Annotated in this window: 20 protein-coding genes and 2 pseudogenes; 13 read left to right on the top strand and 9 right to left on the bottom strand. The window is 58.0% G+C overall.

The genetic code is table 11. The annotated features are described in order from the left end of the window. Nucleotides 1-17: 17 nt before the first annotated feature. Together WGT02_RS27485 and WGT02_RS27490 are read left to right on the top strand one after the other, a co-directional pair. Nucleotides 18-785: a LamB/YcsF family protein gene (locus WGT02_RS27485; protein WP_208247611.1), complete on the top strand. Its 768-nt coding sequence runs from the start codon at nucleotides 18-20 to the stop codon at nucleotides 783-785. Between the two features lie 285 nt (nucleotides 786-1,070). Next, a complete protein-coding gene (locus WGT02_RS27490) occupies nucleotides 1,071-2,273 on the top strand; it encodes a pyridoxal phosphate-dependent aminotransferase (protein ID WP_208247613.1) in 1,203 nt (400 codons plus the stop codon). 59 nt (nucleotides 2,274-2,332) lie between these two features. Here WGT02_RS27490 and WGT02_RS27495 read toward each other — a convergent pair whose 3' ends face one another. After that, on the bottom strand, nucleotides 2,333-3,256 hold the full coding sequence (locus tag WGT02_RS27495; protein WP_208247615.1) for a LysR substrate-binding domain-containing protein: 924 nt from the start codon (nucleotides 3,254-3,256) through the stop codon (nucleotides 2,333-2,335). Between the two features lie 315 nt (nucleotides 3,257-3,571). Here WGT02_RS27495 and WGT02_RS27500 point away from each other — a divergent pair, with 315 nt between their 5' ends. From WGT02_RS27500 to WGT02_RS27545, 10 genes are all read left to right on the top strand, one after another. Then, nucleotides 3,572-4,342, top strand: a complete 771-nt coding sequence (locus WGT02_RS27500) for an SDR family oxidoreductase (protein ID WP_024318556.1) — start codon at nucleotides 3,572-3,574, stop codon at nucleotides 4,340-4,342. Further along, on the top strand, nucleotides 4,335-5,042 hold the full coding sequence (locus tag WGT02_RS27505; RefSeq protein ID WP_024318555.1) for an amino acid ABC transporter permease: 708 nt from the start codon (nucleotides 4,335-4,337) through the stop codon (nucleotides 5,040-5,042). The genes WGT02_RS27500 and WGT02_RS27505 overlap by 8 nt, the downstream gene beginning before the upstream one ends. Then, the gene (locus WGT02_RS27510; RefSeq protein ID WP_040680978.1) at nucleotides 5,039-5,797 is read left to right on the top strand and encodes an amino acid ABC transporter permease; all 759 of its coding nucleotides are present in this window, start codon (nucleotides 5,039-5,041) and stop codon (nucleotides 5,795-5,797) included. The genes WGT02_RS27505 and WGT02_RS27510 overlap by 4 nt, the downstream gene beginning before the upstream one ends. Next, entirely contained in the window at nucleotides 5,794-6,558 is a 765-nt protein-coding gene (locus WGT02_RS27515; protein ID WP_047517698.1) for an amino acid ABC transporter ATP-binding protein, read from the top strand. Before WGT02_RS27510 ends, WGT02_RS27515 begins: the two co-directional genes overlap by 4 nt. Before the next feature lie 32 nt (nucleotides 6,559-6,590). Continuing rightward, entirely contained in the window at nucleotides 6,591-7,427 is an 837-nt protein-coding gene (locus WGT02_RS27520) for an ABC transporter substrate-binding protein (RefSeq protein WP_024318554.1), read from the top strand. Nucleotides 7,428-7,566: 139 nt separating this feature from the next. Continuing rightward, nucleotides 7,567-8,241, top strand: coding sequence for a 4-carboxy-4-hydroxy-2-oxoadipate aldolase/oxaloacetate decarboxylase (locus tag WGT02_RS27525; protein WP_208247617.1), 675 nt, complete (start codon nucleotides 7,567-7,569; stop codon nucleotides 8,239-8,241). A 58-nt stretch (nucleotides 8,242-8,299) separates the two neighbouring features. Continuing rightward, on the top strand, nucleotides 8,300-9,067 hold the full coding sequence (locus WGT02_RS27530) for an SDR family oxidoreductase (RefSeq protein WP_208247619.1): 768 nt from the start codon (nucleotides 8,300-8,302) through the stop codon (nucleotides 9,065-9,067). Nucleotides 9,068-9,098: 31 nt separating this feature from the next. Then, nucleotides 9,099-9,596, top strand: coding sequence for a gluconokinase (locus WGT02_RS27535; protein WP_263623084.1), 498 nt, complete (start codon nucleotides 9,099-9,101; stop codon nucleotides 9,594-9,596). An 11-nt stretch (nucleotides 9,597-9,607) separates the two neighbouring features. Further along, the gene (locus WGT02_RS27540; protein WP_208247957.1) at nucleotides 9,608-10,555 is read left to right on the top strand and encodes a 2-hydroxyacid dehydrogenase; all 948 of its coding nucleotides are present in this window, start codon (nucleotides 9,608-9,610) and stop codon (nucleotides 10,553-10,555) included. A gap of 9 nt (nucleotides 10,556-10,564) precedes the next feature. Beyond that, a complete protein-coding gene (locus WGT02_RS27545) occupies nucleotides 10,565-11,596 on the top strand; it encodes an L-idonate 5-dehydrogenase (protein ID WP_208247623.1) in 1,032 nt (343 codons plus the stop codon). Nucleotides 11,597-11,944: 348 nt separating this feature from the next. Here the strand turns inward: WGT02_RS27545 and WGT02_RS27550 are convergent, their stop codons facing one another. Together WGT02_RS27550 and WGT02_RS27555 are read right to left on the bottom strand one after the other, a co-directional pair. Then, nucleotides 11,945-12,127: a hypothetical protein gene (locus WGT02_RS27550; protein ID WP_024318548.1), complete on the bottom strand. Its 183-nt coding sequence runs from the start codon at nucleotides 12,125-12,127 to the stop codon at nucleotides 11,945-11,947. Between the two features lie 50 nt (nucleotides 12,128-12,177). Then, a pseudogene (locus tag WGT02_RS27555) lies at nucleotides 12,178-13,143 on the bottom strand (IS630 family transposase). 296 nt (nucleotides 13,144-13,439) lie between these two features. Here WGT02_RS27555 and WGT02_RS27560 point away from each other — a divergent pair. Continuing rightward, the gene (locus WGT02_RS27560) at nucleotides 13,440-14,240 is read left to right on the top strand and encodes a hypothetical protein (protein ID WP_208247625.1); all 801 of its coding nucleotides are present in this window, start codon (nucleotides 13,440-13,442) and stop codon (nucleotides 14,238-14,240) included. Here the strand turns inward: WGT02_RS27560 and WGT02_RS27565 are convergent. From WGT02_RS27565 to WGT02_RS27590, 6 genes and pseudogenes are all read right to left on the bottom strand, one after another. Next, nucleotides 14,237-14,530: a hypothetical protein gene (locus WGT02_RS27565; RefSeq protein WP_208247627.1), complete on the bottom strand. Its 294-nt coding sequence runs from the start codon at nucleotides 14,528-14,530 to the stop codon at nucleotides 14,237-14,239. The genes WGT02_RS27560 and WGT02_RS27565 overlap by 4 nt on opposite strands. Before the next feature lie 659 nt (nucleotides 14,531-15,189). Next, nucleotides 15,190-15,952, bottom strand: a pseudogene (locus WGT02_RS27570) (fumarylacetoacetate hydrolase family protein). Nucleotides 15,953-16,032: 80 nt separating this feature from the next. Then, nucleotides 16,033-17,409 (bottom strand): FGGY-family carbohydrate kinase, encoded by a 1,377-nt coding sequence (locus WGT02_RS27575; protein ID WP_024317574.1) that lies wholly within the window; start codon nucleotides 17,407-17,409, stop codon nucleotides 16,033-16,035. Continuing rightward, a complete protein-coding gene (gene rhaM / locus WGT02_RS27580; RefSeq protein WP_024317575.1) occupies nucleotides 17,406-17,726 on the bottom strand; it encodes an L-rhamnose mutarotase in 321 nt (106 codons plus the stop codon). Before rhaM ends, WGT02_RS27575 begins: the two co-directional genes overlap by 4 nt. A gap of 11 nt (nucleotides 17,727-17,737) precedes the next feature. Further along, complete coding sequence (locus WGT02_RS27585; protein WP_024317576.1) at nucleotides 17,738-18,751, bottom strand: ABC transporter permease; 1,014 nt, start codon at nucleotides 18,749-18,751, stop codon at nucleotides 17,738-17,740. After that, nucleotides 18,748-19,749 carry an ABC transporter permease gene (locus WGT02_RS27590; protein ID WP_208247629.1) on the bottom strand — a complete coding sequence of 334 codons (1,002 nt, stop codon included), beginning with the start codon at nucleotides 19,747-19,749 and terminating at the stop codon, nucleotides 18,748-18,750. Before WGT02_RS27590 ends, WGT02_RS27585 begins: the two co-directional genes overlap by 4 nt. Nucleotides 19,750-19,752 lie beyond the last annotated feature (3 nt).

The following is a 19,752-nucleotide window of genomic DNA, read 5'->3' on the forward strand; positions in this document are numbered from 1 at the left end:
GCAGCGAGGACTTCAAGATGAAGATCGATTTGAACTCTGACATGGGTGAGGGTTTCGGACCATATCGGCTTTGCGATGACGAAGCGCTAATGGATGTGGTTTCTTCCGCAAACGTCGCCTGCGGATTCCATGCCGGCGATCCGAAAACAATGGCACGGATGGTTCGCCTCGCAAAGGCACGCGGTGTGGGTGTCGGTGCGCATCCGGGATTGGCTGACCGGGTTGGTTTTGGTCGCCGCGAAATCCCGACCGACGCGGACGACATGAAGCAGCAGGTGCTCTACCAGTTGGGCGCTTTGGCGTCTGTCGCGCGCGGCGAGGGGGTAAAACTGAGCCACATCAGTTTCCACGCAGCCATGGGGAGCATGATCAATCGCGATCCTGAGCTGGCGACGAGCATCATGCGAGCCATCAGGAGCGTTGACGCCGACCTCATTGTCTTCGCGATGCCCGACACCGAGCTCGAGCGGGCAGCACAATCGAACGGACTGCGCACCCTGACACTCTTCCTTGCCGACCGCGCCTATGACCTGGCCGGTCAGCTTGTCAGTCGTGCCGTCGCAAACTCGGTCATCAAGGATGAAGCGAGCGTGCGCGCTCGGGTCCGCCAGTTTATGGAAACAGGCACCGTAACGACGATCGAGGGCGTTCGCTTGCCTGTTCGGGCAAGGTCGATTTTGGTGCATAGCGATACACCGGGATCGTTGGAATTGGCCAAGATCGTCAGAAGTGAAGTTGAAAGTGCGGGCGGGAGGATTGCTCCTGCAAACGAGGTCCTCGGCTAATCTCTTGTTCACAGGCAGGCTCGCTCAGGTTTCGCCGAGGACTTGAAGCCTGAAAAACGCGTCCGCAGCCAGGCATTTCTGGATAGGCGCTCCCTTGCCGCTTCGCACACCGCCTCCATTGGTTTCCGTTATGGTGTCAAACCAATCCAGTATTGGAAACTGCCCCAGCTTTACCCCTACCTTGCACACAGTTGGGGGCCGCACGGCAAACGGCAATTTACGCGCCGCCTCCCCGTTTTTTGCGCAGTGGTCTCGAAATTTTGGTAACGACAAAGGATTGAAGAAATGCCAGCCATAGCCGATCGCCTCCAGAACGTGACAGTGTCTGCGTCGGTCGCGATGACACAACGTGCTCGTGATCTCGCTACAAAGGGAACCAAGGTCATCGGTCTTTCGTCCGGCGAACCCGACTTTCCAACGCCGGCGCACGCTATTAGGGCGGCGCATGCAGCTGCATTGGCAGGTGATACGAAATATCCACCGGTCGATGGGACGCCGGCACTTAAGGCCGCCATCCAGCGAAAGTTCAAACGCGAGAACAATCTGCACTATGATTTGGACCAGATCCTTGTCGGCAACGGTGGAAAACAGGTGATCTTCAATGCAATCCTCGCCACCTGCAATCCGGGTGACGAGATCGTCATTCCTTCACCATCCTGGATAAGTTACGCCGACATCGCAAAATTTGCCGGCGCAGTGCCCGTACCGGTCAACTGCCCACAGAACATCGGCTTCAAGATAAGTCCCGAAGACCTCGAAGCTGCAATTACGCCCCGCACCAAGTGGCTGCTGCTCAACTTCCCCAACAACCCAACGGGAGCTGCGTGTTCTCGCGAAGAAATGAAGGCCATCGCAGACGTAATGCTGCGCTATCCGCACGTCTGGATCATGACAGACGATATGTACGAGCATCTCATCTATGATGACTTTGAGTTCTGCACGATCGCCGAGGTAGAGCCTCGCCTGTACGACCGCGTCTTGACAGTCAACGGCGCATCAAAGGCGTACGCAATGACCGGCTGGCGTCTGGGATATTGCGGTGGGCCACGTGATCTGATGAAGGCCATCAGCAATGTCAACACGCAAAACACGGCAGGCGTCTCGACGATCACCCAGGCTGCAGGGGTTGCCGTCTTGGATGGCCCCCAGGATATCCTGAAGGAGCGTGCATCCATCTATAAGAAGCGGCGCGACTTTGTGCTGGGCCGCTTGACAGAAATACCCGGTGTGCTGGCACACAAGCCCGAGGGTGCGTTCTACATTTTCCCGAACATCGCTGGCCTTATTGGAAAAACAACCAAGGGCGGCCGGCTGATCAACAACGATACCGACTTTGTGATGGCGCTTATTGAGGAGCACCACGTTGCGACCGTACAAGGGGCGGCCTACGGCATGAGCCCGTTCTTCAGGCTGTCTTATGCAACAAGCTTGGAGGCACTTGATGAAGGTTGCACCCGCATCGCCGAATTCTGCTCGTCGATGACGTAAATGCGTCAAAGCAGGTCAAAGAGAAGGATTTGGGCGGCAGCAATGTTGCCCGAATTCCCTTAGGAGGGAAGCTCGACTGTCTTGAGGGTTTCGGTGAGCTCAACGAGCAACTGAGTGATCGCCAGCGCCGGTTCCGACAGCGGCGTTGTGTCGGAGAGGCAGAGCGAAAGCGTTTCTTCAATCTTCGGGCTGGAAATGCGCCGAACTACCATCGGTTGCGTCGCCTCGGCCACAATGCGATTTGCGATCGCCTTTGGCACGATCGTTGCGCCAAGCCCAGCGTCAACTGCACGTCCCAGGGTTCTGACGGCCTCGACTTCTGCAACAACGTTCAGGTTTGTCCTGCTCCTGCCAAACGCCACGTCGATCGCGCGTCGAACAAAGTTGTATGCAGGCGGGACGACAAAAGGAATTGTTTCCAGATTTGCGACCGCAACTGGCGGTTCCTCGCGCGAAATGCCAAGGGATTCGTTGGCAACGAAAACGAACTCCTCAGTTAACAGAGGCTGGAATTTCACGCCTTTGATTGGGCCAGCGCCGTGGATCAGAGCCATCTCCAAGCGACCATTCATGATCATCTGGCTGTACGGCTGGCTCACGCTCTCGGTGACATGCAGCAGAACCTGCGGATATCGCAGCTTCGCTTCCTCCAGCAGTTGGAGCGAAAGGGTTGCTGCGCTGCTGAATGGAGCCAGACCGACCGATACGCGACCGGACAAGATCGCTCCACCGGCACGCACATCTGCATATGCCTGGTCCATCTGGCGCAGGATGATCTGGGCATGGCGATAGAGCGCGCGACCGGCGTCGGTCAGGATTACACCCTGTTGGCTTCGTGTCAGCAGCTTTTCCTGAAAGTGATCTTCGAGAGCCGCTAACTGCTGGCTAAGTGCCGGTTGCGCGATATGCAGTATGTCTGCCGCGCGCGTGATGCTTCCCATATCAACAATGGTGATGAACGACTTGAGACGGCGAGTATCCATTTATAGCAGCTGTTCCCATTCTTGCTCGCGACCATAGGGGGAAGGCACCGAATTTGAAAGAGTTTTGAGCGCTGCAAACGCGCCCTGAAAACGTTCGCCGCGGGCCCGAATGACCGGCCTCGATGTTTGAATTGGCGCAGCCGCTCCTCGAAACGCGAATTGGCAGTTTCATATAAGCTATTGAAGTCAAAACAATAATCTTGGCAGACGGCAAAAAAGCCTTGACCTTCATAAGACAGGCTTATCCCTCCAAAGATATTCAGCATTATCGCCCGCTGAAAAGGTTCGATACCTTCCATTCAAAAGGAGCTTTCGATGTCATTTTCCGATTACGAAACTGCACTTGTTACCGGCGCGTCCTCTGGCATTGGTGCTGCGACTGTCGAACGTCTCTGCGCCGAAGGACTAGAAGTTCACGCGATTGCACGTAGGGAAGATGCGCTGAAAGAACTCGCTGATCGCACCGGCTGCATCGCTCACAAAATCGATGTTACGGACCGCGTGGCGCTTTCGGCTCTCACAACACGCGTTCAATTTGACGTCCTCGTGAACAATGCTGGCGTCGACAAGCCGAAGAAGTTCCTTGAGGCTGACGAAGGCGACATCGACCTCCTCGTCGACGTCAACCTTCGCGCTGTTTTGCATCTTTGCCGGCTGGTTGTGCCCGGTATGGTCGCCAGGGACCGCGGGCATGTCATCAATATTTCCTCGATCGCTGGCGCTTACAATTTCGGCGGCAATTCCTCATACCATGCCACCAAGGCCGGCGTGAGCATGTTGTCTAACCAACTTCGCATCGACGCGTTTGGCAAGCGCGTTCGGGTAACTGAAATCTGCCCCGGCCGCGTCGCCACTGATATCTTTGCCCATGTCCACGGTGATACGCCTGAGATCCGCGAACGGTTCCTCGACGGATTTGAACTGCCTGAGGCCAAGGACATTGCAGATGCGATCGCCTTCGTCATCGCAGCGCCTGTTGCCGTCAACATCGGACACATGGAGATAACGCCTACTCTCCAGGTGATGGGCGGGCTGCAGACGGCAAAACCAAAAACTCCGTATTCGGGGACTGAAGGCCGTGGCTAACTTCGATCTCTCCGCAATCTTGGGTAATCCCGAATACCGATGGATGTTGATCCACGGCGTTCAAATGACGTTCATCGTTGCCATCGGATCATGGCTTCTGGCAATGACGCTGGCGCTTATCCTTCTTGCCTTGCGCTACTCACCCGGGCCGATCGGGAATGCCGTCGTCACCGCCTACGTATCCTATCACCGCAACGTTCCGACCCTCGTTCAGCTGATGCTCTGGTACTTCGGCATTTTCACGCTGATGCCGGAAGCAGTCATGTATTGGCTGACCGACCACAATGCGGAGGCGATCTTTGGGGTTATCGGACTTGGGCTTTGTCAGGCAGCCTATTTTAGCGAGGATCTTCGCTCTGGCCTGCGTGCCGTCAATCCGGGGCAAATGGAAGCCGCCCGTGCTTTGGGCCATGGATACATTTCCGCGATGCGGTTTGTCATGGTGCCTCAGGGCGTCCGAAACGCACTTCCCTCGCTTATCAACCACAGCGTGTCTCTGTTCAAGAACAGCAGTTTGGCGATAGCGATCGGCGTTGCCGAGCTGACCTACGCGGTTAAAGAAATCGAGAATCTGACCTTCCGCACGTTTGAAAGCTACCTTCTCGCTTCCGTCCTGTATCTCTCATTCTCGCTGATCATCATGGGCTTTGGTGCCTACCTGACGTCGAGGGCAAGTCCGGTAAGGAGGGCACGCGTATGATCGGCGACATCATCAAGATTGTCCAAGACTACTGGCTTCTGCTTCTCATCGGCCAGTATCCGAACGGTCCGCTCGGCGGACTGGCGGCGACGATCCTGCTATCGGTGTCTGCGATCGCACTCGCTTTTCCAGTCAGTATTCTTCTGGCTCTCGCTCGACTGTCGAAGTTGCCGATCCTGAGCTTTCCCGTTACCGCGTTGGTCTATTTCACGCGCGGCGTGCCGCTCCTGATGCTCATCCTGTGGGGCTACTTCCTCGTTCCCCTTTTGACGGGGGCAAGTGTTCCCGCCTTCATGACAATGCTCGTCACGCTGGTCGTGTATCAGGGCGCATTTCTGAGCGAAGTCGTCAGAGGCGGTATCGTCGCGCTCGGGCAGGGCCAGATGGAAGCTGCTCGGGCACTTGGCCATAGCAACCTCAGCGCCATGCGTTACGTCATTCTACCGCAAGCTCTCTATAACGTTATCCCGAGCATCATCTCTGTCTTTGTTTCGACGATCAAGGATACGACGCTCGGATACGTGATCAATGTTCCCGATCTGACCTTCGCGGCAAGCCAGATCAACAATCAACTTCTGACGCAGCCGTTCCAGGTCTTCTTCATCCTCGCCGCCGTTTACTACGCCATCTGCTGGTCGCTCACGCTGGTCGCCACAATGACCGAGCGTCACATCACGCGCAAACGCGCCGGGGCCAACATACCGATCGGCGCCAACGTTCCCAAACTCGAAGCACTTACGGATCAGCCGTCATGAACACTCCTGCGCAATCCAGAAACTCGTCCATGATCCAACTCTCGGAGGTCCGGAAGAACTATGGCACGTACGAAGTCCTCAAGGGGATCAATGCTGAGGTCGGCCGAGGAGAGGTGGTCGTCATCTGCGGTCCGTCGGGGTCGGGCAAGTCGACGCTTATTCGCACGGTGAACCGGCTCGAGGAGATTCAAAGCGGCTCGATCACGTGCGAGGGCAACAATATCCACCGCCAGATGGCGGCGAGGGAACTCAACCGGCTTCGCAGCCGCATTGGCTTCGTGTTCCAAAGCTTCAACCTGTTCCCGCATCTGTCTGCGATCGACAATATCGCGATGTCGCCAATCCGGGTGAAGGGGGTCGCTCGGGAAGAAGCCTATCGCAAAGCAACCCAACTGCTTGAGCGTGTGGGGCTTGCCGACAAGGCACAGATGTTCCCCGGCCAATTGTCGGGTGGTCAACAGCAGCGCGTCGCTATCGCCAGGGCGCTGGCCATGGAGCCGCCGGTCATGCTTTTCGATGAGCCGACGAGCGCGCTCGACCCGGAGATGGTCGGGGAGGTGCTCGCCGTCATGAAGAGCCTTGCCTCTGACGGCATGACCATGATGTGCGTGACGCACGAAATGGGTTTTGCCCGCGACGTCGCCGATCGCGTCTGGTTCATCGATGACGGCCAAATCATCGAAACCGCGCCACCGGAAGACTTTTTCTCAAACCCGCAGACCGGTCGGGCAAAGCGCTTCCTGAGCGACTTGCGGCACTAATTCCAGCTCAACCACCAGAGGAGAATACAAAAATGAAAATGAGGTCAATTGCGGTAATGGCGGCTGTTACCACGGGGGCATTCGCCGGACACGCGAACGCCGACGAACTCGCTGACATCACGACGGCCAAGATCCTGCGTTGCGGAACTTTCGCCGACGTGCCCCCATTCGCTTCGCCGGACCCAAAGACCCGAGAAATGGTTGGATTTGACGTCGATCTGTGCCGTGCAATCGCGCGGGAACTCGGCGTGAATGCAGAGATCAAGCCAGTCTCGGTCGAAGCACGAGTCCCGGAAGTCAAGCTCGGTCACGTCGATATCGCCGTCGCAAACCTTGCCTATACCCTCAGCCGTGCAGAACAGATCCAGTTCAGTGATCCCTACTACCTCGCCAAGGAAATGCTGATCGTCAAGGCAAACGATCCCGGTCAGAAGAAGGCCGACTTCGAGGGCAAGCGTCTTGCATCGACGAAGGGGTCGACGTCAGAACTTGCGATCCGTAAGAACAAGTCCGATGCATTGACGTTCCAGGACACGGGGTCGGCCTATCTTGCCGTCCAGCAGGGCAAGGCGCGCGGACTTGTTGCGAACACGATGACGACCACAAAGATCGTCAATGAGTCAAAGACGAAAGGCGCAGAAATGCGCATGATCGATGAGCCGATGCTCTATCAACCGATTGGGGTTGGTATGAAGAAGGGCGAGCCGGCCCTGACAACAAAGATTAACGAGATCCTCGTCAAGCTCGACACCTCCGGCGAGATCAATCAGATCTGGGACAAGTGGCTCGGCCCGAACACCGAGTACAAGATGACTCGGAAGGACAAGGTCGTGCCGATCGGTGAACTGAAGTTCGAGCCAATCCCCTAGATTCCATGTCCCAGGAAGATGCGCGATGCGGCTCGCTAATGAACGGGCCGCATCAGCATGCCCCTCATTTATGGCCTTTGATGGCTGAAGCCCCTGATATGACAAGCTTGCAAGGCGCACACGCCCAAGGAGGAACCCAATGATCAAGCTCAAACAAAAGATCGATCGACCAACGAAAGAAGAGATTGCTGCGATCTCAAGGTTTTCACCCGCAACTTTGCACGAAGCTCAGGGGCGCAGAGGGGCGCTGTCATCGCGGTTGAAGCCCATAGACTACCGTATGAAGCTGTGCGGTCCGGCTTTCACAGTCAAGTGCGCACCGCGCGACAACATCATGCTGCAGGTGGCGATCAACTACGCTCAGCCGGGCGACATCATTGTGGTGTCGGCGGGCGAGTATGAAGAAGCAGGCTCGTTCGGAGACGTATTGGCAAATGCATGCCTGGCCAAGGGAATTGGTGGCCTCGTCACGGACACTGGCGTGCGCGACTCTCTGCAGCTTCGTGAGCTTTGCTTTCCGGTGTTTTCTCTCAGCGTCTGTATCAAGGGCACTGTAAAGGAGACTCTCGGCGCCACGAACGATCCTGTCATGGTTGGCGACGAGATCATCTATCCCGGTGATATCATTGTTGGCGACGCCGATGGGCTGGTCGTTGTCAGAAAGTCTGAAGCACGCGAAGTTGCCAAGTTGGCGCAGGCGCGCGAAGACGCGGAGGCGGGCTACATTGCCGCCTACAAATCCGGGAAGACGGTTGTCGAAGTCAGTAACCTGGAAGGTGTACTCAGGGCAAAGGGCCTCCTCGTCGAGGATTGAGCGTTCGGCCGTCAGCTCGTTCGGGCAACGGCTGCATATGACTGAGGAGAGTAGCATAATGAGTTTTCCGCTTTTCGATCTTAGCGGCAGGCGAGCATTGGTGACTGGCTCGTCGCAAGGTATTGGTTTGGCGCTCGCAAGCGGGCTTGCCCAGCATGGCGCATCCGTCGTGCTGAATGGGCGCGATAGGGCGAAACTGGAGGCGACCGCAAGAGCGCTGCGAGATACTGGTTACGATGTTGCTGTGGGCGTATTTGACGTTACCGACGCTTCTGCGGTCAAACGCGGCGTCGACGAAATCGAGGCCGCCATTGGTCCAATCGATATTCTTATCAACAATGCCGGCATGCAGTTCCGCACACCGCTGGAGGACTTCCCAGCCGAGCGCTGGGAGCAGCTTCTGAAGACCAACGTCTCCAGCGTTTTTTATGTCGGCCAGGCCGTCGCCCGCCACATGATCAAGCGCGGCGCGGGGAAAATCATCAACATCGCCTCGGTGCAGAGCGAGCTCGCCCGCCCGGGTATCGCGCCCTACACGGCCACCAAGGGCGCGGTAAAGAACCTGACCCGCGGCATGTGCGCCGATTGGGCGAAGTACGGCATCCAGATTAACGCGATTGCACCGGGTTACTTCAAGACACCGCTCAATCAGGCCCTCGTCGATAACGCGGAATTCTCCTCCTGGCTTGAGAAGCGCACCCCGGCCGCCCGCTGGGGCGACGTCGACGAGTTGATCGGTGCAGCGGTTTTCCTCTCCGGAAAGGGATCATCCTTTGTCAACGGACACACGCTCTATGTCGACGGCGGCATCACCACCTGCCTCTAGTCCATCTCGTCATATTGGGCCGGTGGTTGTCATGGGCGTATCGGGTTGCGGCAAGACCTCGGTCGGCAAATTGCTCGCCTCCTATCTCGGCCACAGGTTCGAGGGCGATAGCCGGCACCCGCCGGCCAATTTCGAAAAAATGACCGCGGGCGTCGCCTTGACGGATGCCGACCGTTGGCCGTGGCTGGAGACGCTGGCAGCCGAGCTTGCAGCCGCAGATGACACGGTGATCTCGTGCTCGGCCTTGAAGAAATCCTACCGCGACCTTTTCAGAGATAGGGCTGGCAAGTCGATCACCTTCGTGTTCCTGCAGGGGACGAGAACGACATTGGCGTCCCGGATGAACAGCCGCAAGGGTCACTACATGCCGCCCTCCCTCTTGGACAGTCAGCTTGCCACCCTGGAGCTGCCGACCAGGGCAGTGGATGTCGTGACGATCGAGATCGACAAACCGCTGGAGCGGATCGTCTCCCTGGCAATGACAAAACTCGCGTTCATGGCGACCCGCCAACGCATGCAATCGAGGTAATGGAGGACAGAATATTGAAACCCGAAATTCTCCTGGTCGGACCGTACCCGGAATGGGACATGGTGGAGCTGGAAAAGACCTATCACGTTCATAAATTCTACGAAGCATCTGATACAGTTGCATTTTTTCGGAAACATGGCGATAATATCCGCGCCGTGGCGACGCGCGGTGAACTCGGTGCTTCGGCATCCTTGATCGGCAACCTTCCGAAGCTCGAGGTCGTCTCCGTCTACGGCGTCGGCTACGATGCTGTCGATCTGGCAGCCTGCCGCGAGAAGGGCATCAGGGTCACGAACACACCCGACGTCTTGACCAACGACGTGGCCGATCTCGGTATCGCGATGATGCTGACACAATCACGCGGGATGATTGGGGCGGAGCGCTGGGTCAAGGATGGAAGCTGGGCAGCCAAAGGCCTCTATCCCCTGCGCCGGCGTGTCTGGGGCCGCAAGGCCGGCGTTCTCGGACTTGGTCGTATCGGCTTCGAGGTCGTAAGGCGCCTTCGTGGCTTCGACATGGATATTGCCTATAGTGACGTAACCGAAAAGTCCTATGCCGACGGCATGACCTATATCGCCGACCCGGCAGCGCTTGCCGAGCGCTCTGACTTCCTGTTCGTCACGCTTTCCGCCTCAGCTGCGACGCGGCACATCGTCTCGCGCGACGTCATCAAAGCCCTCGGTGCGGAGGGAATGTTGATCAACATCTCCCGGGCGTCCAACATCGACGAAGACGCCCTGCTCGACGCGCTTGAAACGGGCGTGCTCGGATCGGCCGCCCTTGACGTCTTCGAGGAGGAGCCGAAGCTCAACCCGCGGTTCCTTGCCCTCGACAATGTCCTACTTCAGCCGCACCATGCGTCCGGCACGGTCGAAACCCGCAAGGCCATGGGACAGCTCGTCCGTGACAATCTCGCCGCGCACTTTTCCAATGCGCCGCTTTTGACCCCCGTCGTTTGAGGTGACCGAATGAAAGCCGTCGTAATCCATGCCGCCAAGGATCTGCGCATCGAAGATCGAGAGCCGGAGGCTGTCGGTCGGGGGCAGGTCGAGGTTGCCATCGAGGCCGGAGGCATCTGCGGGTCCGACCTGCACTACTATCATCATGGTGGTTTCGGCACGGTGCGTGTGCGCGAGCCGATGATCCTCGGTCACGAGGTCGCCGGGACTGTCAAGACTGTGGGCGAGGGGGTGTCGGATCTGGCGATCGGCGATCGCGTCGCCGTCTCCCCCAGCCGCCCGTGCAATGCCTGTGACTACTGCCTGCATGGACAGCAAAATCACTGCCTCAACATGCGCTTCTACGGCAGCGCGATGCCGATGCCGCACATCCAGGGCGCCTTCCGCCAGCGGCTCGTGGCCGAGGCGTGGCAGTGCCACAAGGTTGGCGATGACGTCTCGATCAACGAAGCGGCCTTTGCCGAGCCGTTGGCGGTCACTCTGCACGCGGTTGTTCGCGCCGGTTCGCTCGCCGGCAAGCGTGTAGTGGTTACCGGCTGCGGCCCGATTGGGGCTCTCGCCATCATCGCCGCACGCGCTAACGGAGCGCGCGAAATCGTCGCCACCGACGTCATGGACGCCGTGCTTCGCAAAGCCGGCGAGGTGGGGGCCGATCGCACCATCAACGTCGCAACCGCGCCGGAAGAGCTCGCAAGCTACGCTGCCAACAAGGGCTATTTCGATATCCACTTCGAGGCGTCCGGCAACGCCAGTGCAGTCCGCTCCGGCCTTGAGGTCCTCAAGCCTCGCTCGATATTGGTTCAGCTCGGGCTCGGCGGCGATGTCTCGATCCCGCAGAACATGGTTGTTGCCAAGGAGATCGAGATGAAGGGCACCTTCCGCTTCCATGAGGAATTCGGCGTCGCCGTCGACTTGATCAACCGACGACGGGTTGATCTCTCTCCTCTCTTGAGCGGTATTTACCCCTTGAAAGAGGCTGTCGCCGCATTTGAAGCCGCCGGAGATCGCAGCAGGTCGATGAAGATCCAGCTGGCGTTCTAGGCCGCAAACCGCCAGACGTCCCCGAGGAACCTGGCGAAACCGACATCGGAAGCCCGCCGCTTAAAACGTCGAGTCCGGCGGCGGCTTGTCTACGCTTATCGACGACCTACAGCAATTCGTGACCCTTGGAGGGAGCTGCCCTTCTTGCGACAGGGAAGGGTGGATCGACCGATACGAGCTGCGACGGAAATGGGGCAATGCCATGCTTAATTCCCTGCAACCCCGGCTTAGGTGTCTGGGATGCGGTAACAAGCAAGGAAATCGCTGGATTGTGGGCCAGCTGCCACGCTACTTTGACGCTAGGGAGCCTTCAATGACCAGCTACAACGAACTCCGCAAGACAATTGCTTACGCCTTGATCGAAGGCGGGTACCTCGACAACGACTCGTCCGTTGGCCAAGCAGCGGCGGTGAGCTTTATGTCCGGCTCCGGGATCAGGTCTTCAAGATTGGCATCGAAGAGGTCGAGCAGATCAGCGAACACCCGAACGCTTTCGATGAAGCTGAAAAGTTCGTGAAAACCCTTCCGCATCCATTCAGCAAGGGCGACGCCTGAATCCAGGCAACTAGAGCGCCGTACCTTTAATCGAACCCATAGCCTGCGGCTGTAAAATAGTTTCGACATTCTTGGCTGTTGAAGAGGTTGCAGATGGATCCGAGCGCATTTGAGAGTGCGTCAAACGTGCGAGCGGCGGCGGCTCGGAGATGGGCCTTAATTTTGGCGAAGGCCATTTCGATCGGGTTCAAATCTGGCGAATAAGACGGCAGAAACAGGAGCCACGCACCAACTTCCTTGAGGCAGGCTTTGGCTTTATCGCTCTTGTGAACGCGAAGATTATCCAGGATGACGACATTGCCTGGTTCGAGTGTCGGCGCAAGCTGGGTCTCGATGTAGGTGTCGAAGATTTCCCGGTTCATCGGCCTGTCAATAATCCAGGGCGCAGTAAGACCGAAACACCGAAACAGCGCAAGCCTGCAATGAATGTCTGTGTCCCCCAGTGGCCAAAGGGCGCATCCGTGATGAGACGCTCGCCGCGCGGGGAGCGCCAACGCAGTCTCACCATCTTTGTGTTCACCGAGGTTTCGTCCAAGAAAACAAGTCGATGCGGTTCAAATCGCATCCGGGGTTGGCGTTTCGAAATCCAGACATCACGATCCTTTCGGATATCAGCGCGAGCGCGTTCCGACGCCATTATCTGTTTTTTTATATGTGTATCCCTGCGTTATCAAAAACCGCGACAGGGACGATGGTGGAATAACCAATCCATGTTCATCCTCAAGGCGACGGGCAAGCTCTGGCATGGTGATATCCGGTTTGCCTTCGACCTGTGCGACCAGGAAATCGCGAAACGCCGACAGTTTCCCTGCACCTGGCGGCCTTCCTTGACGCGCGGGGGTTATCAGCCCAGTCCGCTCCCGGCGTTGCAGCAGCTTGATCGCACTGCTGTCGCTGATTGCGAAATGACGGGCAGCGGCTCGCCGTGATTGGCCGCTAGCGACCATGGAAACAACACGCTGACGAAGATCAACAGAATGAGATTTACCCATGTGATTCACCTCCAACCGCAGTGAATCACACCAATACCCTCGTGAAAACCCCACTCGATTCTCAATTCAAGTGCGATGCTCTAGGCCTTGATGCTGTGATCCCGGTTTCTTACGACCGGGGCTTGTGTTCCCCAGAATCTTCCCCGTAGACTGTAGCCAGAAACGAAAAAAGACGCCCCGAAGAGCGCCTTTTTCCATTTCTGGGAAGTCGAGGATTCGTAATGCCCGAGGGCAAACTGCCAATCGTTTCTCGACTTTTCGAGGCGGAGTATATGTAAAAATGACGGGAGCGTCAATTGCCGATTGAGGACACCGATCTCGCAGAGATCACCAAGCTTCTATCCCCCGAGCGTCTGAGTAACCTTCACCAGCTCACCGGTAACACCCGCTCCGCAATCGAATTCCATCAGACGCTACGGCTTGGTGTCGATCTGATGAACATCACGGCAGTTATCGAGATAGCGCTGCGTAATTCCATCTGCGACAATCTCGGGCAGTTCTTCGGCCAGGCTGGCTGGCTCCTGAACCCTCCCGCCCCCTTCCAGTGGAAGGACAGCGAGAAAAACAAGATCGCAACGGCCCTCGATAGCGCCCGTAAAGCCGAATACTCCAAGCTCTCGCAGGCGGACAAACACGCGCTCGACGCCATGGCGTTTCCCAATGGCAAGCCCGCCAACCTGTCGCATACGCAGCGTTCCAAAAGGCGGAGGGCGCATATCCAGGTCACCGATGGGAAAATCATCGCAGAGCTGACCTTCTACATCTGGAAGCGTCTGTGCGGGCCGGACTACGAGCACACGCTTTGGCGGCCGGGCCTCAAGAAGGCGTTCCCGAACAAGCGTATAAAACGTGCCGACGTGGCCGATAATCTTGAGATCGTCTACCAGTCGCGCAACAGGCTTGCTCACCACGAGCCCGTCCTATACAATCGGTTCACTGAAACCATTGCCGCCATCAAATACATTGCTCAGCACTTGGAAGCCCCCACGCCTGGTGACCATACCCCCCTTTACCGATTGATCGCTGACGACATCGTCTCCGTCGAGGCAAGTGCCGCGACCCTACATTCCGAGCTGGATGCCTACAGGCAGCCTTAGCTCAGCTTCGTCACCCATTGTCCGAGGTCGGCCTTTTCCTCTGGCGAGCCGTACCGTAGCCGGTTCATCGCCGTATGAACGGCCATCAGCGCCATGGCGGCCGACTTGCCCTTCACCTGGTATGTCGAGCCGTCAGCCGTAAACGTCGCTCGATGTGGCCCGAATTCGAGGCGAATGGTGCTGTAAATGGCGGGATGCGAAACCATGATCAGATGCTCGACGCCTTGGACTGATGTCGTCCAGGTATTATCAACGCCGCGCTCTTGGACCTTATCGTAGCTCTCTGTCATCGCATCGCCGTGGGCGGCCACAGGTCGAAGGACATGAGCGCTTGAACTTCCTGTCCAGAAAACGTCCTGGTGTCCCATTTGCGAGGTCCGACATGATCTCATCACCTTACGCGGACGGCGATTTTCCGGCTTGCGGTGTTCGGCTCTGAGCAGCCGCCCTTACTCGCTTTCTGCGTCCGCTTTGTTGGCGCGGACATGTAAGCCGAAAGACCGACAGATATTTCCCTTCAGTGACGGCTTCACGTTCCCTCGTCTTCGCCCAGCCCGGTAGACCTCGGCATTGTCTTGCCGCTCTCGCAGGCCCGCAGGCCAGAACCCGCTTTATGACCTTACGCTTGCCCGAATATGGAACCGGCGGCTGTTCTCGCTTCCGGGCTTGGAATTCTAGGTTTGGGCTTAATCCCTCCAGTCAATTGGCACTCGAACCGAATTCATGAAGGTTACTAAAGATTAATCAATCGTTAATGTCCGGTTCGTCGACGTTTATCTAAAGTAAAAACATGAAAGCGGGGGACTTTGCATGTCTTCTCGATCTCGATCCTGACGTTGTCCAATGGCGGATGAGCGAGGAAATTGTGATCTTTGCGGAAGCGACACGGTAGTTAATCTAGGCCGCTCCCACGGCGTTAGGATTCCGGTGGCTCCCTGTATCTGCAGTATCAGACGAGTGCCAGGCGCAGACAGGCAGATCCGCCAAGGACGATTTCAATGTCTCCAGGGGTGACGAGTTCGATCGCGCCACAGAGCGTGCCCGTTGTGACGAGTGCGCCGGCCTTGAGCGACGTGTTCGGTCGCATACCATCGTTGGCGTAGTCCAAAAGCCACGTCAGCACGTCTCCCTTCGGATGCTGAGCGGGCGCGTCGTAGATCGGCTGGCCGTTGAACCTTGAGCGGCGTGCCGCTTGCCGTATCGACGGCCGGCTTTTCCATACGGGGACCGAGCACATATCCGCTGTTTCCAAGCCGATCAGCCAGGAACAGGAGGAACGAGATCTTGCCGCTCTCCTCGATGGCACTGGCTAGAAGTTCCGCACCGAGGTGAACCGCTTCGATCGCATCGACGATGTCGGCGCGGCCATAGCTGCCTTCGCGGCGTATCGGCAGGTCCCGACCGAGGCGCACGGCGATTTCCGCCTCGAACTTGGTGCCCCGCTGCCAAGGAATCCGTGCTCCAGAGTCCGCTTGCACATAGGGATGCAGGGGCGCTGTCACCGCCTGCCCATCGGGCGAGACGGTCACCTTCCAGGCGTTGCTTGCAATAGCCTCATCGGCGGCGAGAAAATTCTGCGCGTCCATTGCGTGCCTGAGATCGGCAGGCAGGGCAAATTCCGCCGTCGGCGCCTGGCTTTGTGAACGGCGCAGGCCATGTAGTTTTGCTGCTAGCGCACGTGGATCAAAGGGTGCGGCGGCTGAAGCTGCCATGAGGTCTCCTCCATATTGCTTTGAGTCGCGAGCCTATCGCTAACGCTAAGATGGAGCGAGGGGCCCCGATGAAAAGACTGCTATGCCATTGCTGCATGCCAAGCCTGGCGATAGGCGTCGAGCCCTTGAATGGCGCTCGGAGCGATGTGACGCTCGCTGCCGGCAGGCGGCTTGATGCCGCTCAGCAGCGCGGCGCCCTGGCTCGTGCCGGTCGATCCGGGGACGGCGATGACCTCACGGCTGGTGAGCGCCGCCAACAGCGTTAGGTAGGAATCGTTGAGTGCAAAAGGTCCTTCGACGATTACCGGGCCTTGCGCACCGATCAGATCGAGGCAGGCCTGGTTCATCAATGCGAGATAGAGGCACAGCGCCGCGTAACGCTCTTCGCCTGTCGCGCCCTGCGCGTTAACCCAACGGGCGCTTTTTCCGGGGAACGGTCCGGAGCCGGGCACAACGTTTGGAAGCAGCATCAGGCCTTTCACGATGACCTGCTCGACTGCTGTGGCAATCTCTTCCTTGTCAACCTGTCCGATCTCGCCTGAGATTGATTCAAATTCGCGTCCGCCCATGAAGCGGGAGGAGGGAACGGCACGGCCATAGGCATCGACATTGGCAAGTGTGTCGCGCTTGGGATCGAGATGATCGAGGTCTCCACCGACCCCGAAATTGATCACCCACGTGCCTGTCGAGACAACGGCAAACGGTGCTGTGCGATTAATCAGATGTGGCAGAAGCGACGCGTTGGAATCGTGAATGCCACAATAGACAGGGATCTCACGGGTGAAACCGATCGCTTCGGCGATGTCCGGCAGAAGCGGCCCGAGCGGATCGAAGGCGGAGCGGAGCGGCGCCATGAGATCGCGCACGCCAAGCGTGTCGACAAGCGAGGAATATCGGCCGTCACGCGGGTTCCAGAGGTCGGTGTGACAGCCGAGCGAGGTTACCTCGTTCGAAACGATACCGGTCAGTCGCGCCGTCCAGTATTGCGGGTAGGTGAGGATCGTTGCAACCTTGGCAAAGTCATCGAGGAAGGCGGTCTTCTGGTAATGCAACTGCGCGCCGATATTCAGGCCCATGTTCTGGTGCGGCGAAAAGGTTTCCTCGAAGGGGGGGCGCAGTCGCGCATAGGCGTCGCGAATGTGGGCGGGATATTCGTGCTCGTAGTCGAGCACCGGCATGACCAAATTGCCGGCCCTATCGAGAAGCGCAGCCGACGCCCCATGGGTGGTGATCGAGATGGCGTCGAAACCAGGCTCCTTGGCAAAGGAGCGAAGGGCGTCCAATGTGAAGGACCAGAGATTGTCGATATCGTAGTGCGGATAGAGACCGTCCTTCAGGACCGTGTTCGGGGTCCTCGCAACTGCGACCTCCACGCCGGTCGCGCTGTCCAGGACCACCACTTTGGCATTGGTCTTGCCGATATCGAGAACGGCGATGCGGCTGTAGTTCGGCGTCATGGCATATGGAAGACAGTGACGAGGTCACTCTGGACAGGAGAATTGTCCGGGTTGGTTGCCATGATGTCTGCCATATGCGCCCACCACTTCTTCATGACAGGATGATCGGGCAGCCTTGCCATCGTATGATCGGCGGGCCGTGTCAGAACGCCAAACAGCGTGTTCGTGTCCCGGTCGAGATGGATCGAGTAGTCGCTGGCGCCGGATTGGTGCAGCAGTTCGACCAGTTCCGGCCAGATTTCGTCATGCCGCTTCCTGTACTCGGCTTCCATGCCTGGGTTGAGCGTCATCTTGAAGGCGTGTTTTTCGAGCGTCATTTGGAACCCATTCATTTCGAGCTCAGGGCTTTGATGCGGCGCGCGATAATCGGGATTGCGATCGTGACAATCAGAAGCAGGCCGATGAAGATCGACATGACGATACCGGGCACGTTGAGAAGTCCGAGGCCGAAGGTGACGAGGCCCATGACGAAGGCGGCGATGACGACGCCGCCGATCTTGCCGGAGCCGCCGAGGATCGAGACGCCGCCGAGGACGACCATGGTGACGACTTCGAGCTCCCATCCCTGCGCGATCGATGGGCGGGTGGAGCCGAGGCGCGAGGTCAGGCAAACCGCGGCGACACCACTCATGACGCCGGTCAGGACGAAGAGAATGAATTTCACGCGCTCGACGGGAATCCCCGAGAAGCGGGCGGCGAAGTCGTTGTTGCCGATCGTATAGACCTGCCGGCCGAAATTCGTGGCATGCAGCAGGATCGCAAATGCGATCGCCAGCACGATGAAGAGCATGAATTCGAAAGAAAAGACCCAGAAGACATAGCCCTGACCGAAGAAGGCAAAATCCTCCGGATAGCCGCCGTAGGCCTGGTCGCCGAGGACGATGTAGGAGATGCCGCGGAACAGGCTCATCGTGCCGATGGTGACGACGATCGACGGCAGCTTCATGACGGAGACGAGAAACCCGTTGAACATGCCGCACAGCAGGCCGACGCCGATGCCGATCAGGACGAGGCCGGGCGCCCCCACACCGACTTGCGCTGCCGCTCCCATAGCTGTCGAGGCAAGGGCGATAATGGCGGCAACCGAAAGGTCGATCTCGCCAGCAATGACGAGCAGCGCCATGGCAAAGGCGATCATTGCTTTTTCGGTAAAGTTGAAGGTCGCGTCCGACAGGTTCCAGGCATCCAGGAAATAGGGCGAGGCCAGCGAATTGAAGATGAAGATCAGGACGGCGACGCCGAAGAGCAGGACTTCCCAGCTCGACATGATGCGCTTGAACGGCGTGCCGAGGCGATCGGGGATGACGCGCTTTTCGCTCGGGGTGGAAACGAGTGTGCTCATGCTGCCACCTCTGCCGGGCTGTCTGCTGCGGCCTTGTCGCGCAGGATGATGCGGCCGCGATTGCGCTCGTGCCTTGCGTTGAAGACGACGGCGAGAATGATGACGGTGCCCGAGATCGCCATCTGCGTGAAAGGCGAAATACCGATGACGGGCAAAGCATTCTTGATGACGCCCAAAAAGAGGGCGCCAAGTATCGTCCCGATGACGGAGCCGACGCCGCCGGCAATCGAGATGCCGCCGATGACGCAGGCAGCCACGCTATCCAGCTCAAAGCCGCTGGCGATATCAACATAGGCAACCGCGTAGCGCGAGACCCATAGGTAGCTTGCAAGACCGGCAAGTGCACCTGACAGCACGAAGGCGAGGAACTTCGTCCAGCCGACATCGATGCCGGCATAGACGGCGGCCGTCGGATTGCCCCCCGCAGCGTAGGCCGAGCGACCGAACTGGGTATGCTTCAAGAGCATGTAGATCAGCGCGACGATGATGATCGCAGCCCAACTGAGGACCGGCATGCCGAGGATGACAGTGCGCGGAACATTGAGGAAGATCGGCGTCATCTGATGGGCGTTCACCCACTCACCACCCGACAGCACGAAGGCCATGCCGCGATAGATGGTCAGTGTTCCGAGCGTGACAACGATCGGTGGGATCTCCAGCGCCCAGACGAGAAATCCGTTGATCGCGCCGAGAAAGGCGCCGATCAGGATTGCCGCAAGGATGAGCACGACAAGAGGCAAGTCCGGATAGGCGGCATTCATCATTGCAATCGCCATGCCGGTAAAGGCAAGGTTTGCAGCAACGGACAGGTCGATCGACTTGGTCAGAATAACGGTCATCTGGGCGAGTGCGAGGATGATCAGGATCGACGTGTCGTTGAAGATCGCAGCCAGGTTGCCGGGTGTCGCGAAATCCTGAGCTCGTGTCGAGAAGATCGCGACCATGACCGCGATAATGACGAAGAGCAGGGTTTCGCGTTTTTTCAGGAGTCTGGACATTCC

This window comes from Rhizobium sp. T1470 (genome assembly GCF_042140505.1).
In the GTDB taxonomy this organism is placed as follows: domain Bacteria; phylum Pseudomonadota; class Alphaproteobacteria; order Rhizobiales; family Rhizobiaceae; genus Rhizobium; species Rhizobium favelukesii.